13 protein-coding genes are annotated in these 13,695 nt (G+C 62.1%); 12 read left to right on the forward strand and 1 reads right to left on the reverse strand.

Annotation, left to right across the window (positions count from 1 at the left end; translation table 11 throughout):
* The first annotated feature begins 139 nt into the window (after positions 1 to 139).
* The 12 genes from D3869_RS32565 to D3869_RS32620 all read left to right on the forward strand — a co-directional run bounded on the left by D3869_RS32565 (position 140) and on the right by D3869_RS32620 (position 12,022).
* Positions 140 to 460: an NAD/NADP transhydrogenase alpha subunit-like protein gene (locus D3869_RS32565; protein ID WP_247896126.1), complete on the forward strand. Its 321-nt coding sequence runs from the start codon at positions 140 to 142 to the stop codon at positions 458 to 460.
* A 4-nt stretch (positions 461 to 464) separates the two neighbouring features.
* On the forward strand, positions 465 to 1,127 hold the full coding sequence (locus D3869_RS32570) for a hypothetical protein (RefSeq protein ID WP_137143737.1): 663 nt from the start codon (positions 465 to 467) through the stop codon (positions 1,125 to 1,127).
* A 28-nt stretch (positions 1,128 to 1,155) separates the two neighbouring features.
* Complete coding sequence (locus D3869_RS32575) at positions 1,156 to 1,458, forward strand: hypothetical protein (protein WP_137143738.1); 303 nt, start codon at positions 1,156 to 1,158, stop codon at positions 1,456 to 1,458.
* Positions 1,459 to 1,640: 182 nt separating this feature from the next.
* Positions 1,641 to 2,477 (forward strand): radical SAM protein, encoded by an 837-nt coding sequence (locus D3869_RS32580; RefSeq protein ID WP_137143739.1) that lies wholly within the window; start codon positions 1,641 to 1,643, stop codon positions 2,475 to 2,477.
* A 4-nt stretch (positions 2,478 to 2,481) separates the two neighbouring features.
* Entirely contained in the window at positions 2,482 to 3,162 is a 681-nt protein-coding gene (locus tag D3869_RS32585) for an SPASM domain-containing protein (RefSeq protein WP_137143740.1), read from the forward strand.
* Between the two features lie 158 nt (positions 3,163 to 3,320).
* Positions 3,321 to 5,756, forward strand: a complete 2,436-nt coding sequence (locus tag D3869_RS32590; protein ID WP_247896127.1) for a class I SAM-dependent methyltransferase — start codon at positions 3,321 to 3,323, stop codon at positions 5,754 to 5,756.
* Between the two features lie 685 nt (positions 5,757 to 6,441).
* A complete protein-coding gene (locus D3869_RS32595; RefSeq protein ID WP_137143741.1) occupies positions 6,442 to 7,893 on the forward strand; it encodes a hypothetical protein in 1,452 nt (483 codons plus the stop codon).
* A 47-nt stretch (positions 7,894 to 7,940) separates the two neighbouring features.
* Positions 7,941 to 9,233, forward strand: coding sequence for a glycosyltransferase (locus D3869_RS32600; protein WP_137143742.1), 1,293 nt, complete (start codon positions 7,941 to 7,943; stop codon positions 9,231 to 9,233).
* A 57-nt stretch (positions 9,234 to 9,290) separates the two neighbouring features.
* The gene (locus tag D3869_RS32605) at positions 9,291 to 10,388 is read left to right on the forward strand and encodes a glycosyltransferase family 4 protein (protein WP_137143743.1); all 1,098 of its coding nucleotides are present in this window, start codon (positions 9,291 to 9,293) and stop codon (positions 10,386 to 10,388) included.
* Between the two features lie 5 nt (positions 10,389 to 10,393).
* The gene (locus D3869_RS32610) at positions 10,394 to 10,723 is read left to right on the forward strand and encodes a hypothetical protein (RefSeq protein WP_247896128.1); all 330 of its coding nucleotides are present in this window, start codon (positions 10,394 to 10,396) and stop codon (positions 10,721 to 10,723) included.
* Positions 10,720 to 11,784, forward strand: coding sequence for a glycosyltransferase family 9 protein (locus D3869_RS32615; RefSeq protein WP_137143744.1), 1,065 nt, complete (start codon positions 10,720 to 10,722; stop codon positions 11,782 to 11,784). The genes D3869_RS32610 and D3869_RS32615 overlap by 4 nt, the downstream gene beginning before the upstream one ends.
* Positions 11,774 to 12,022, forward strand: coding sequence for a hypothetical protein (locus D3869_RS32620; RefSeq protein WP_247883433.1), 249 nt, complete (start codon positions 11,774 to 11,776; stop codon positions 12,020 to 12,022). Before D3869_RS32615 ends, D3869_RS32620 begins: the two co-directional genes overlap by 11 nt.
* A 31-nt stretch (positions 12,023 to 12,053) precedes the next feature.
* Here the strand turns inward: D3869_RS32620 and D3869_RS32625 are convergent, their stop codons facing one another.
* Positions 12,054 to 13,673 carry a COG1470 family protein gene (locus D3869_RS32625; protein ID WP_247896129.1) on the reverse strand — a complete coding sequence of 540 codons (1,620 nt, stop codon included), beginning with the start codon at positions 13,671 to 13,673 and terminating at the stop codon, positions 12,054 to 12,056.
* Between the last annotated feature and the right edge of the window lie 22 nt (positions 13,674 to 13,695).

The raw sequence follows: 13,695 nt of genomic DNA on the forward strand, positions 1-13,695 counted from the left end.
AAACAGGAAGCAGGAAAAAATTCTTGAAACCGGAATTGCGAATGGCTTAGGATAGCGCCGCAAAGAGAAGAGATACGCCCGCCCGGCATCGCCGAGGCGGGCTTTTTCGTGCCCAAGCCACGCGAAAAAGGAGATTTCCATGAGGGACTTGCTGACTCACAGGGACGCCATGGGCACACCGAGCGCCGTGCTCAGCGTCTCCGATTCCCGCTACGCCCTGATGCTCGCTGCTGGGATGGGGAAGACGGTGCCAGTGCCCAACGATGCGAAGACAGTCCTATTTGCCTCCACCGGCCCCTTCTGGGTGCAGTATGGAGCCGCCGCGGTTCTGCCGGTGACGGACGACGTGAGCGGCGCGGCGCCCGAACTGGCCCCGGCAGCGCGCAGACTGGACGGAACGACATTGCTGGGGCTGGTCGCCCCGTCCGACTGCACCGTCTCCCTGACCTTCTTCGGGTGATGCCATGACCGCGCCCTATACGCTCAGCCTGATCAGCACGCCGCCGGTCAATCTTGCCCCCTACGCCGCCAAAGCCGACCCGAGCTTCACCGGCACGGCGACCTTCGCAGGCAGCGTGCAATTGGCGGCCGGCAGTATCGCCGCCCCCGCTCTCAGCTTTTCCGGCGATGCCGACACCGGCCTCTGCCGGCCAGCCAACGACCAGATGACGTTGGTCGCCGGCGGAGGAGCGGTGCTCCGAGCCGCCGCCGTTACCGGTCAGGTGAACAATCTGGCCGTGTTCTCCGGAGCGTCCGGCCTTCCTCCGGTCATCGCGGCGGAAGGCGCGGACGCCAACATTGGTCTGCGCCTGATGAGCAAGGGAAGCATGCAGGACTCCTCCGATATCCTGCTGCTGAACGGGGCCGGCCGATCGCTCGCCCGCTTCGGAGGGAACGGCGGAACCATTGTCAATTCCCTGCTCGTCCGCGCCCAATCATCCGGACAGCCGGTGCAGCTCTACGCCGAAGGGAACGACGCCAGCATCGACTTGGCGCTGTATGCAAAGGGCAGCGCCGGACGCATCCGTTTCGGGACCTTCACGGCCGGCAGCGATGCTCCCGTCACCGGCTTCATCGAGATCAGAGACAGTTCGGGCGCGTTGCGAAAACTCGCCGTGATCGCCTGACGCCCCACGCTCAAGAGGAGCATTCACCATGGCGCTCATCAAATCCATTCCCACACCCTTCGGCCCCGACGCCGCCTACTGGCACATCCTGGCCTTCGAGGCCAACCGCCCCCAGGGGGCCGCCCGCACCGTTCTGGCCGGCTATGTGGATGCCGCCACCCGCGCGGCCGGCTGCCGGCCACTCGCCACCATCACGCTGGATTTGGCCGGTCCTCTTTTCCCCGGAACCGAGGAAGGCATCCGCTACACCGACCTTTACGCCGCGATCAAGGTTGCCGCCAACGATCCGAACAGCCCGGCGGCGGTGCTCACCGGCGCGATGGACGGGTAAAACCAGGATTCAGACAGGATGCGGCCTTGCCGCATCCTTTTTCTCAAAGGAACACAGGCGCCCATTGCCTGCATAGGTAGCAGAACTATTAAATATAATAAAATTAAGAGTGACACCAAAACCCTTTTGTGGTATTTGAAAGGGATTTTCAATGAGATAGCTTCCCCAATAAGGAGAGAAATATGTACGCTTTAAAAAACAGCGTGGCTTCCTCTCCATTTGACAATGAAAAAGAAGCAATTCTTGCTTGGGAGCAAGGAAAAGAAGTCGTCACCAATAACCCTGTACTATTATCAATAGAGTCGACTTCTGTATGTAACCTCAGATGTGTAATGTGCCCCCATGCAATTGGTGCCGTCCATCGACCGAAGCACATGGACCAAGAGATTGCTGGGAAACTAGAAAATTTCCTTAAGAGTGCTAAGAATGTTCAACTGCACGGCATTGGAGAGCCACTTCTTAGTCCAGCGTTTTGGCAATTCTTGTCGGCGATAAAAGACAACCACCAAGCCCATATCGAGGTAAACAGCAACGCTGTACTTCTTACAGATACTGCTATTGAAAAAATACTTAATTCAAACCTTTCAACAATAAACATTTCACTAGATGGTTGCTCCCGTGAGATGTATAAAAAGATACGAGGGGAAAGCTTTGAAAAAGTAGCAAAAAACATTAAGAGATTGTGCGAAAAAAGAAATGAGAGGCCAGACTCAAAACTTAAAGTATGGCTAAACATGACAATCATGAAGGAGAATTACAAAGAAATAGTTCATTTTGTACATTTCGCGAAAGCCATTGGAGCTGATCATACGCACTTTAATGATCTAAACGATTTTGACCCTGAGGCTCTAGCAAGCTGGGCGGTCACAAAAGGAGATTTTACTTTCAAGTACTCCGAGCAGATGATTGGAGACATCATAGACGATGTAACCAAGAACCTCCAAGAAGCAAAGTCTCATGCAGAAATACTCAGGATAGGTTTTAGCATTAGTGGAAATAAAAAGCTGCATCTGGAGTAAACCCATGCCATCTCTGCGTCAATGTACAGCTCCATGGACTTGGCTTCAGATCATGACAGACGGATCTGTTCGCCCATGCTGTTTTTCAAAGAGAAACATAGGGAGTCTACAAAATAATTCTATTGAAGACATATGGAATGGTGAAGCAATAAGAGAATTACGCCGCTACATCGGGCAAGACCGGATTCATCCGCTCTGTCATAATGCTCCATGCAAGTTTATCCAAGGTATGGATTATAACAATGTTAGTCCTCCTCGCCTGGGTGATCGCATCTTTTTTGGACAATATGCAGTTGGATCAACTTACCTAACCAAGGGATGGCACCTTCAAGAATATTGGGGTTGCTGGTCAAAAGACAAAGAAGCAAAAATATCCTTGCCAAATACCGACAACTTCCTAAATGGAGCCACCGCCGATATAGCGTTGAGAGGTTTAAAAAGCGAATTCAGTGTTTCTGTCTCTGTCACAACAAGCGCCTCGGAAACCGTGACAAGCGAATTTTCTCATTTTGGTAATTTTTTGGTCTCTATCCCCATAGGCAAAGAAATTGCTAACCTCCCCTCTCTCGATATCACAATCGCAGCAAGCCATGTCTTGAGCCCGGCCCAGCGTGGTATCAACAATGACGAGCGGCCAATAGGCGTTGGGATAACTTCTATTCACATACACAAACCGTTGCAATAGCACCAACAGAACCACGAATATGCAAGAGTGTGAAGATATATTGGAAAATACAGCCAAGATAAATCATTGGCTCACCATGAACAGCGCATGATCGATCAATCATGTGGCGGATCAATAAATAAAACATCCCTGCATAAATTGAAACTGGAGTGCTGATCATGCCTTACGATCTTTCCATTCCAGGCCAGATGTCTGAATGGGAACTGCAGGCAATCGAAGCTGTCGCAGCGCTTGTTCCACCCGGCGGCACCATCGTCGAGATCGGTTCTCTGTTCGGTCGATCGAGCTGGGCCTGGGCGAAAAGCGCCGATCCCAGCGTCACCGTCCACTGCATCGACCCCTGGGAAGAGAATCACGGCATCCGGCCGATGGAACAAGCCCTCGGGATCACCTATGGGATCGACCAGTTCCGGGCCTATCTGGCGGACTGCCCGAACGCGAAAGCCTTGCAAGGGTACAGCCCGGACAATTTCCAGGACTGGGACCGTCCGGTGGATCTGTTCTTCGAGGATTCGGTCCACACCGACCCCATCCTGTCTCGGAATCTGGAGTTCTGGAGCCGGCATCTGCCCCCGACCGGGATCGCATGCGGGCATGATTACCGACCCCGCTTTCCCGATGTGAGGAACGGCGTCGACAGGCTCGCACGGCGCCTGGAACGGGAGATCCTTGTCGTCGACACGCTCTGGTGCCTGCTGCCGCCGGTCTCGGAGGTTCCAGCCGCGAAGGCCGTGCGCGAGACATTGCTGGCGCTCGCCGCCGAGGCTCGGGCGGATGCCTTGACCCGGCCGTACGCCCACACATTCCAACTGCGCAACAAGCCGGACACCGTCTCACCTGGCGGCGTCATGCCGATCGATGTCTACGCCTGCAACGAAAGCCGTCACCCTTGGATGGACGGCTCCGGAGCGCCGGCGACCGCGCATGTTTCCGTCCATGTGCATACCGAGCAAGGAGAGACATCGGGCGCGCTGCTTCCGCTGCCCAAATGTCTTGCGCCCGATCAGCCGGTCACGGCGCAGCTTTCCGTCCTCCTTGGCCCGTTGCCTCCCGGCACCCATCAGGTGAGCGCCCGCTTGGTCCTGATCTCGGCCAGCGGTGACGTGCTGCGAACCTTCGAGACCGAGGAGCGCTGGACGATCCGGGTCGACGGAAACGCCGCTCTGCCTGCGTCGCTGCGGCTTTATCAATCCTTCCAAGCCGATCGCCCCGCCAACTTCGAAAGCATCGACGCGCTGGACGTCCATGCGGCCTACCGCATCCTGCTCGGCCGTTCGCCGGAAAGCCCCCGGCAGGTGGCAGGCCATTTGACGGCGGCCCAGACCTTGTCCGGCCTTCGCCGGCGCTTCATGACGTCGCAGGAATTCATCAACGGCAACCTGAAGCTTGCCTTGTCGCCCGAGGGCGCACAGCCTTCGCCCGCCGCCGGACGAGCGCACGACGGGCGGACCCCTTTGGCGGAGCACCTGCCGGAGCTTCTGCGGGACGGGCTGAACGGGCTGTTCGTGCCGTCGACCGACCCGACCAGCGGCGTGACCTCCTATCTCCTGCGCCGGTCGGCGGCGCCGCTGCAGCAATCCTTCTATTTCACGCAGCCCTGCTGGAGCCGGGACGGCCGCTTCCTCTGGCTGTACTGCGCCCATCCGCCGTCAGGCTCGGCCCGCGACGGGCGCACGCTGGCCGTGGTGGATTTCCAGGCGGGAACTCTCACCAATTTCCCGGAAACCCAATTCACGGATGCCTCCCCTTGGGTGGACACCCACGACGGCTCGGTCGTCTGGGCGACACGGAACGCGGTGTGGCGGCGCGGCCGGGAGACCGGAGACCGGCCGATCTGCCTGACACAGATCCCGGACGATCTGCTGCGCAAGCGCCCCGTCTGGCGTTTGGCGACCCATCTGACCCGAAGCGCCGACGGCGCCTGGTTCCTTCTCGACATCACCGTCGGCAACGACCGTCTCCTGGGCGGCATTCCCTCCGAAGGCGGCGACCTCCGGATCTGGCAGCGGCTGGACCGGGGCTGGCACCACGCCCAGTTCTCGCCCACCGATCCCGACCTGATCCTTCTGGCCGAGGAGGAGTGGATCGACCCCCTGACCGGTCGCGTCACGCCACCCCGGGTCCGCATAGCGCTGTGCCGGCGGGAAGACCCGCCACGCCCGCTCGTGCTGGGCGCAACGGTGGGGCACGAATGGTGGGACCGTTCGGGCAGGGCCATCTGGTATGTCGATTTCGAGCGGGGCACCATGCGGGTCGGCCTGGACGGACAAGCCCCCGAATGCGTCTGGCCGGCCGGCAACTGGCACGCCAGTGCGAGCCGCTGCGGCCGCTATCTCGTCGCCGACACGCTGCCCGGAACCACCCAGGACCGCGGGCCATCCACCTCCGTGCTGTTCCTGAACCGGGAGACGAAGCGGGCGGTCCCCATCGTCACGGCGATGCCGGTCGCCTCGCCCAGCCTCGACCCCTATCACCCGCACCCGCATCCCAGCTTCCAATGCGATGACCGCATGGTCGTCTACACGACTCACCTCGCGGGGGCCCCAGACCTGGCCGTCGTCCCCGTCGCCCATCTGGTCGCCGCGACATCCTGATCCGCAGCCTCCGGCCAAGGGGGTTGAGCGGTCCCAGGACGATCCGTCTTGGGACCGCAGGGGCTTTTGGACATAGCCTTTCGGCCTATTATCCTTAGGGCCGAAATCATTGTCGGCGCCGTCACCGGAAGCCTTAAGCCAAACGCAGTGATCCTTGCCGGATTTTTTGCGGTGCAGAATTTCTGAAAAATACAAGAAGAACCCAGCGCCGACTGTTTATTTATTAAAACCTGCACCCAATCAGAATATTTCAAAAGTGAAATTGGAAAAATTTGCCGTAATCGTCAATCCATCGGCCAAATATCGGAAAAATATTAAGAAAAGACACCCCGCAACCATTGAAATTCCTTCACGGAAGATCCTTCATCCTAAGAATGTTCATATTTTTTTAATGGCTTCCGCCCCTTTTAGATATAGTAGAGTCAATTTTGGCCTATGACGTCGCCCCCTTCGGGCGTCTCGGGCGAAATGAACGAAAGGAATAACCATGGCGGCCGTCTCGCCAGCGAGGGTGCCCCTCCCCGGAAAGCAGGACGCCATCATCACCATCCGCCTCGCCATCAAGCCGGCATTCCTTTGAAGGCCAGGGCGTCATCCTGAAGCAGGCGATGCGGGTTGCCGCGCACTGGCCGGGCGCCGGTCGCCCTCCCCCGCCGATCTCCGGACATCAAGGCTCGAAGACAAGATGAAGCATATCGTGGTTTCGGAGGACCTCCCGCAGGCGAATCTTCTGGCCCAATGGATTCCGGAGGTCGATGCGGCCGACGCCCTGGCCACATGCCGGATGATCGCGGCCTCGGGAACGCGGGCCGCCCCCTTCTTCACCCCGCTGGCCACGGCGCGGTGGCTGTCGCGCGGGTGGAGCGCCTCGGCCATCGCCAAGACGACCGAGGCCGAACAGTTCCGCTTCCTCGGCTGGTACTGCCTCTCGCAGCCGAAGAACCTCATGCGCTGGGCCGATATCCAAGACATCGAGGCGATCCTGGGAGCCCTGACCAACAGCGTGGTCGGGCCGACCTCGGTCAAGGAACTGCCGGTGACGGCGCTGATGCTGGTCGCCTGCTTCGCCTCCGAGGATCAGCCGATCAATCTCCAGGGCGTCAGGACCTGCGATGCGCTGATCACATGGTACGCCGATGAGCTTCTGCGCTGGTTCTGTCTCCAGGGTGTCCTTCAACTCGGGCTGACCAGCCGTTTGACCAGGGAGCAGAAGGCCAGGATGCGCCAGCCGGTCCAGGCGGGCGACGACGGGGTCTGGACCTGCCTGGCCGCCGCGTGGCTGCGCTCCCTGCGTTCCGACGTCAGCGAGGCCTTCGCGCTCAAGACGCCGGAGAGCGGGCAGCGCCTGGAGTCCTGGTTCCTGCAATACGGCTTGTGGGAACATGACCTCACCTATCTCCTGACCCCCGACGAACTCGGCCTGATCCGCCAGGAGCTGGCGAAGCCCGACGTCTCCAACCTGCCGGAGTTCCTGAAGGGCGTCATAAAGGGGGTCGATCAGGACGCCTCCTCCGTCACGGAGCGTGCCGCCGCCCTTCACCGCAGGCGGGGATTCTGGCCCGAACTGCTCGGGCCGCAAGGAGCCGAGGCGATCGTCTTCCCGAACCGCGTCAAGAACGGCGCGACGCCGCGTCCCACGACGGCCAGGCCGGAAGGCTATCTGAGCGCCAGCCGCTACCGCATCGCGAACGGACAGCGCGTCCATTTCGTGACCGGCAGCAGCGCGGTCTCCCTGCTGATCAGCGGCGGCTGGAACCTGCCTGAGCAGTTCCACACCTGGTCCAGCAAGCCGATCTCGACCATCGGCTTCGCCCTGGACCCCGGCGCGGTCGCCCTGCCCGCGGCGGCCAGCCACCTCGAGATCGAGCTGGAGTTCCACTACGAGCAGGTTTCGTCCCAGCAGTTCGGCACCTGCATGACCCTGACGCTGGACGGCATGGTGTTCGAGCACATCGAACTGCAGACCATCCAGACCCCCGAACATTATTCGACCGTCAGGGCCACCCTGCCGTACCGGCCGGGCGTGCACGTTCTCGGGATCGGGCTGGACCGCGTGTTCTCGCCAAGCGAGTTCGGCAGCCATGACACCCGGATGCTGGGCGTCGCGGTGCGCAGCCTGCTCGTCCGGCTCACCTGATCCCTGCGACGCCGCCCCGCTTACCCAACGCCGCTGTGAGAGCGACCATGAGCACTTCCATCACTCACGCCGTTCCCTTCATCGTCCGGGGCGACCTGCGCAGCGAAACGGGGTATGCACGCGCCGCACGCGCCCTGACAAATCTGGTCGCCCGCTTCCCGGACATCGCCGTCTTCGGCATCGACCTGCACCCCAACCCGGCGGATTGCGGGGGCGACTTCGCCCACACGCTGATCAACGACTCCCAGATGTGGCAGGTGGTTCGCCAATCGACGCAGACGCCGATCGTCCTGCACTACACCGGGATCGACGATTTCATCCAGGTGCCCGGCGCCATCAACATCGGCGCCTTCTACTGGGAAACGGACACGCTCGTGCACCAGCGCCACTGGCCGCTGCGGCTTGCCGGCATGGACCGGATCTGGGCGCCGACGTCGTTCCTCGGCACCTACGCGCGCGCCTCGGGCTTCACAGGCGACGTCACAGTCGTGCCCTGGCCCCACGAGTTTCCGGACCAGCCGCCCGCCGTGAGGCCGGGCACCCTGGAGGGGATCCAGGCCCTGTATTTCGGCCGTTCCGGGCCGTCCGGACGCTTCGCGACGCAGACGGTGTCGTTGCGCAAGATCCGCAGCGAGGCCCGCAACCTGTTCGTCTCGGTGCAGTCTCTGGCGCCGCGCAAGGGGCTGCCGATCCTGCTGCGGGAATGGCGCAACCACATCGACGATCCGTCCTGCCAGGACATTCTGGTCCTGCGCCTCGCCTTCCGGCACGCGCATGGGATCAACGCCGCCCCGGCGGAGCATTTCGAAGCCATCCTGAAAACCATCGGCTTCGATGGGGTCGACCCGCGCATCGCCGTCATCCACGACCACCTGCCCGACCCGCAGCTGTCGGCCTTGTACGGAGCGTGCGACTCCTACGTCTCGGCCTCCTACGGCGAGGGCTTCGGCGGGCCGATCATCGAGGCGATCTCCGCGCATCGCCCGGTGATCGCCCCCCGCCACACGGGCATCGCCGACCTGCTGCCCCCCGACCATCCCCTGACGGTGAACTCCGTCCGCAAGTGCGTGGGCCTCAAGGGCAACGTTTCGGCCTATCCCTACTCGTCGAGCTGGTATCTGCCCCTGCCCGGCGAGATCGCCGGCCGGCTGCGCGACTTCGCCGCGATGGACGCCTCCCGGCGCGCCGCGGTGGTCCGGACGGCCCGGCAGCACGCCATCGACTTCTGCTCGTCCTGGCGGTTGATCGCCATCCTCGGCGACGAGATCGCCCGCCTTCGCGCACCGACCTCGCCGCCCGTGGCCACGCAGCCGGCGCAGGAGCCCGCCATGTTGTCCTGACCGGATTGTCCTTCGGGAATCATCGGATCGATCGCGACGGAAATCTGGAAGACCATCATGACCCTGACCCTCGACATGAGCCCGACGCTCATCAACCGGACGGCCGTCTTCAACATCTGCAACGACATCGCCCGGATCTTCGCGGATGTCGATCCCTGGCTCTACTACTTCGGCGTGACCGTGAAGCAGGCCCCGGTGGCGGAGGAGGCGGACACGCTGAAGGGCATCCTGTTCCAGGCGCTGTCCATGGCGGGCGAAGGGCGTTTCGACGAGAGCCGCCTGAATTTCGGGAATGTCCTGCGCCCCAGCCGCAAGAACGGTGAACGGCGCTTCTTCATCGACCCGCTCTACATCCTGTTCTCCGACCTCTACCCGACCGACATCGTCACGGTGCTGGACGTGTCGACCGTCACGCAGCCGGAATGGCATTCGCCCGCCGTGGCGGCGCTCTACGCGAAGGCGTTCGAGAAGCTGTGCCAGGTCCAGCCCAAGGTCATCACCATCAGCGACAACACCGCCTACACCTTCTACGCCAACTACGGCTTCCCACTCGACCGGATGCGGACGGTCCACCTGTACTCGCCGGGCCATCTGCGGGATGGGCTGGGGGCACCGCCGCTCCATGCGGTGAAGCCTTACTTCCTGTTCGTCGGCAGCCTCGAAGCGCGCAAGAACATCCTGGGCGCCATGCACGCCTTCCGTTGCAGCGGCCTGCATGAGCGCGGCTACCAGCTCCTGGTCGTCGGCGGGCGGGGGCACGGCGCTCCGGAGATCACCCAGCTGGCCGAGAACACGCCGGGGGTCACCCTGTACGGCTACGCCTCGAACGAGGACCTGTGCTCGATCTACGCGGGGGCGACCGGTTTCCTGTACCCCTCCTATCTGGAAGGGTTCGGCGTGCCGCTGCTGGAGGCCATGATGTACGGCGTGCCGAGCATCGCCTCGACGACCGGCGCCTGCCCGGAGGTCGGCGGGCCGCATGTGGCCTACTGCGATCCCGACGATCATGAGGGCATGGCGGAAGCGATGCTGCACATCGCCGCCATGGGCCCGCAAGCCCGCGCCGCCCTGGCCGCGAACATGCGCGGCTGGGTCAACGACCGGTTCAGCTTCGACGCCTTCGCCGCCAACATCCGCGACGCCGTTCTGGGGTAAGGAACATGCTCGGTTTTCAACGCTCCGCGATGAACGCGTTCATCCATCTGTTCGGTGAATGGCTCCTGGCGCACTCCAACCGCCGGCTGTTCGAACATCCGGGCGCGGTCCTGTTCCCCAAGACGATTCACGAACTCGACCCGTCGGAGCCGAAATGCCCCGACGGCGCCAGCGTCGATTACGTCCTGCTGGCGCTCGCGAAGGGCGAGGCGCCCCGGCTCGCCAAGACCGCGCATCCGTTCGAGAGAATGCTCCAGATCGTGCAAAGGGAAACGCAATCCGCCCTGGCGATCGAACGCCTCCTGCTCGCCCGGCTTGAAGGTAAAGACCAATGAACGTTGCGATCATCAAGCCGGATCACATCGGCGACCTGGTGCTGTCGTCGGCGGCCATCCGGGCCATCATGCGCCGCCATCCGAACGCGACGCTGTTCATCGCGGGGAAAAACCGCTCGCTGGCCCGGCATCTGTTCGGCGACGTGGCCATCGAAACCATCGATTTCCCCCATCTGACCAAGGCCGACACCTCCCAGGGCGGCTACCCGGATCTGCGCGGCTTCGACATGGTGGCCTTCCTGCGATCCGACGGAATCCTCAACACGCAATGGGCGTCCTTGCGATGCCGGCGCTTCGTCCTGCCCGTCGACACGCACGACGATCACCAGAGCATCATCGATTTCGGGGTCGCGTCCGCCCTGGTCGGCCACTACGACATCGAAGAGGCCTTCTACGCCGACCGGCTGGAGCGCGTGCGGGCGAAGGCCTCGCGTTTTCCCGGAAAGGTCGGCTTCTCCATCGGCTCCGGCTTCCACGCGAATTCCTGGCCGCCCGGCCATTGGATCGCGCTTGGCCGCAAGCTGCGCGACGCCGGCATCGGGGTGAGCGTGATCAGCGGTCCCGCGGAGGCGGGTCTGGCCCGCTTCCTGCTCCGGCAGATCGGGCTGGACCCGGTCCGCGACCTGATCCTCGGCGGGAAGGATTTCGCGGATTTTCTGGGCCGGGTCGATGAGTTGGACTGGGTCGTCGCTTCGGACGGCGGAACCGGTCACCTGTGCTCGCTGGTCTGCCCGACCCTGTCGGTCTTCGGTCCCAGCCCGTTCCGGCGCTACGCGCCCTTCGGGACCTGGGCACGGCTGCTGACGATGAACCTGGACTGCTCGCCCTGCTGCCAATACAGCGCCCGGCTGGTGAACGGCTGCCTGACCACGGAATGCGTCACCGGCATCAACGCCCAGGTCGTCATGGACGCGCTGCGCTTCCCGCACAGCACCGGCATGGTCGGCTCGTCCCTGGAGGTCGCGCCCGGCTGCCAACTCTATCTCGGCGTCAGCCACCTCGATCATCGAAGCAAGATTGAATCCCGCCTCCTCGAGAATGGTGTCCACCATGCGGCCTGACGATCTCAAGAAGACGGTCGCCACGGCGCCCGTGAGCGACGCTGAGCTGGAGGCGCTCTACATCGCCCTTCACGAACGGCGGACGCGCTTCATCGGCGACGTGATGAAGCTGCGCCATCAGTCGCCGGACAGCTGGCTGCCGCATCTGCGGCGGGCCGCCGTCTCCTTCATCCGCCTCTGCGCCGCCAAGCGCCGGACGATGCGGATCTTGGAAGGCCGGTCCCGGCGCCGGCCGTAACCGGCACCGGCGCCTTTCCTGCGGCGGTTCGTCAGGAAGCCGGGGTTTCCGCGTCCCCGGCCGGCGCCACGCCCGCCGACGTCACGATCAAGGTGACCGGTTCGGGGCAGCGGAAGAACCAGGCGATCCGCTCTTGCACCAGGGCGGGACGGAGCAGCCAGACCCCTTCCTCTCCCGGCGCATCGACCCGCAGGGCGATCTGCGCCTCCTCACCCGGCTGCAGCCCCTCCGGCAGGAAGGTGCGGCGGCCTTCGCGCGGGCCCTCCGCCGGTCCACCTTCCAGCCAGTAGCTGGCGGCGACGCAATGGAATCCGGCGGGCTGCCACGCCGCCGCCCCTTCGTTCCTCACGCGGACCGGCAGCGTGACGCTCTCCCCCGGCCGCACCGTGACCGTGCCGGCGGCGACGGACAGCGAGCCGCGGGCCGCGTCGTACGCCGACGCCTGCTCGATGACACGGAACTCGGGCTGGAGGTTGCACAGGCCCGTGGCGTCGTGGCCGCCGTCGGCAACGATCTGGAACTGATAGAAATTGTCGCTGGATGCGATGAGGGTCTCGGGCAGCCCGTTCACCATGCTTCGCACGTCCAGCGAAACATCATAAGTGTCGGCCCCCAGCGTGCAGTTGAAGAACCACAGGAACTCCACGAAGCCGCCATCCTTCAGAGTGAAGGCAAAGGGGCGTCGCTCCCGGTACATGACCTGCTTCACGCTGTTGCGGATCGTGATGGACACGCAGCAGTCTTGCGGGAAATTCTCCATGCGGAACTTGGTCGCAAGCCAGCATTCCTGCGACGAAACGCCGACGTCGTTGCGCGGCCGCTCGGGACACATGAGTTCGGCGCCAACGAAGGTCATGGACGCGTTCGGAACGCCCATCCGCGGCGTGATATCCTCGGCGTTCCGATGCGGGGCCGGCATGCGATGCAGCGCGAACTGCGTCACCCGCTCCAGATGCTTGAAGAACCTCTCGCGGCACAGCCGATAGAGGTCCATGTCGTTGGCTGTAAGATCCTGAAGCTTGCGAAGAGTCGCGCGATCCAAGCTGTCCACCGATAGGCGATCCCCGGTCACCCGTGAACGAATGTCCACGAGGTTCGCATTGACCGCGTTTCCGAAGCAGATCGCTCCCAGGCTCAGCTTCAGGAACTCGCTGATGCCGACAAACTGATAGCTCTCCTTCATGAATTCAAATATGTCTTCGGCGTTTATCTTTCCAGAACTGGATATCGATTCAAGTTCTTCCTTTGCGTACATGCCACCCATGAAGTGATTGCAATAATAGTTTTGGCTGGCTTCGCGGACGTGGAAATCGCACTCGTCAAGAAGCTCAGGAAGGCTGCGCGTCTGCGCCAGCCGGGCAAACGGCTCGGAGGCTTCTTTTCTCTCACGAACGTAGGAGTAGTGAGAAATGAACCGCTCAATCGGGTCGCGCAGGATGGTCGTATGGTAGACGGACTTCGGCCAATGATAATCATGACTAAGAACGAAGTGCCCAATAACGACGTCATGGTCTCTGAACAAATGCTCAGATATCAGAATGCTTTCGTCCATAAGAAGCGGCGTAACGCGCTCGCTTCCCGAGAGCCCCCTGAAGAAGTCGCCGACAGATGTTCCAGCCGTTTTCCGAATGTGGTCCACCAGGATCTTCATACGCCGTCTCGCAACCTCAAGA

It is taken from the genome of Azospirillum brasilense (genome assembly GCF_005222205.1).
Taxonomy (GTDB): domain Bacteria; phylum Pseudomonadota; class Alphaproteobacteria; order Azospirillales; family Azospirillaceae; genus Azospirillum; species Azospirillum brasilense_G.

What these genes read in the sequence shown, in the direction of transcription:
- D3869_RS32585 (WP_137143740.1), top strand. Translation starts at nt 2,482, where the DNA reads ATGCCATCTCTGCGTCAATGTACAGCTCCATGGACTTGGCTTCAGATC.
- D3869_RS32610 (WP_247896128.1), top strand. Translation starts at nt 10,394, where the DNA reads ATGCTCGGTTTTCAACGCTCCGCGATGAACGCGTTCATCCATCTGTTC.
- D3869_RS32605 (WP_137143743.1), top strand. Translation starts at nt 9,291, where the DNA reads ATGACCCTGACCCTCGACATGAGCCCGACGCTCATCAACCGGACGGCC.
- D3869_RS32580 (WP_137143739.1), top strand. Translation starts at nt 1,641, where the DNA reads ATGTACGCTTTAAAAAACAGCGTGGCTTCCTCTCCATTTGACAATGAA.
- D3869_RS32570 (WP_137143737.1), top strand. Translation starts at nt 465, where the DNA reads ATGACCGCGCCCTATACGCTCAGCCTGATCAGCACGCCGCCGGTCAAT.
- D3869_RS32590 (WP_247896127.1), top strand. Translation starts at nt 3,321, where the DNA reads ATGCCTTACGATCTTTCCATTCCAGGCCAGATGTCTGAATGGGAACTG.
- D3869_RS32615 (WP_137143744.1), top strand. Translation starts at nt 10,720, where the DNA reads ATGAACGTTGCGATCATCAAGCCGGATCACATCGGCGACCTGGTGCTG.
- D3869_RS32595 (WP_137143741.1), top strand. Translation starts at nt 6,442, where the DNA reads ATGAAGCATATCGTGGTTTCGGAGGACCTCCCGCAGGCGAATCTTCTG.
- D3869_RS32625 (WP_247896129.1), bottom strand. Translation starts at nt 13,673, where the DNA reads ATGAAGATCCTGGTGGACCACATTCGGAAAACGGCTGGAACATCTGTC.
- D3869_RS32565 (WP_247896126.1), top strand. Translation starts at nt 140, where the DNA reads ATGAGGGACTTGCTGACTCACAGGGACGCCATGGGCACACCGAGCGCC.
- D3869_RS32575 (WP_137143738.1), top strand. Translation starts at nt 1,156, where the DNA reads ATGGCGCTCATCAAATCCATTCCCACACCCTTCGGCCCCGACGCCGCC.
- D3869_RS32600 (WP_137143742.1), top strand. Translation starts at nt 7,941, where the DNA reads ATGAGCACTTCCATCACTCACGCCGTTCCCTTCATCGTCCGGGGCGAC.
- D3869_RS32620 (WP_247883433.1), top strand. Translation starts at nt 11,774, where the DNA reads ATGCGGCCTGACGATCTCAAGAAGACGGTCGCCACGGCGCCCGTGAGC.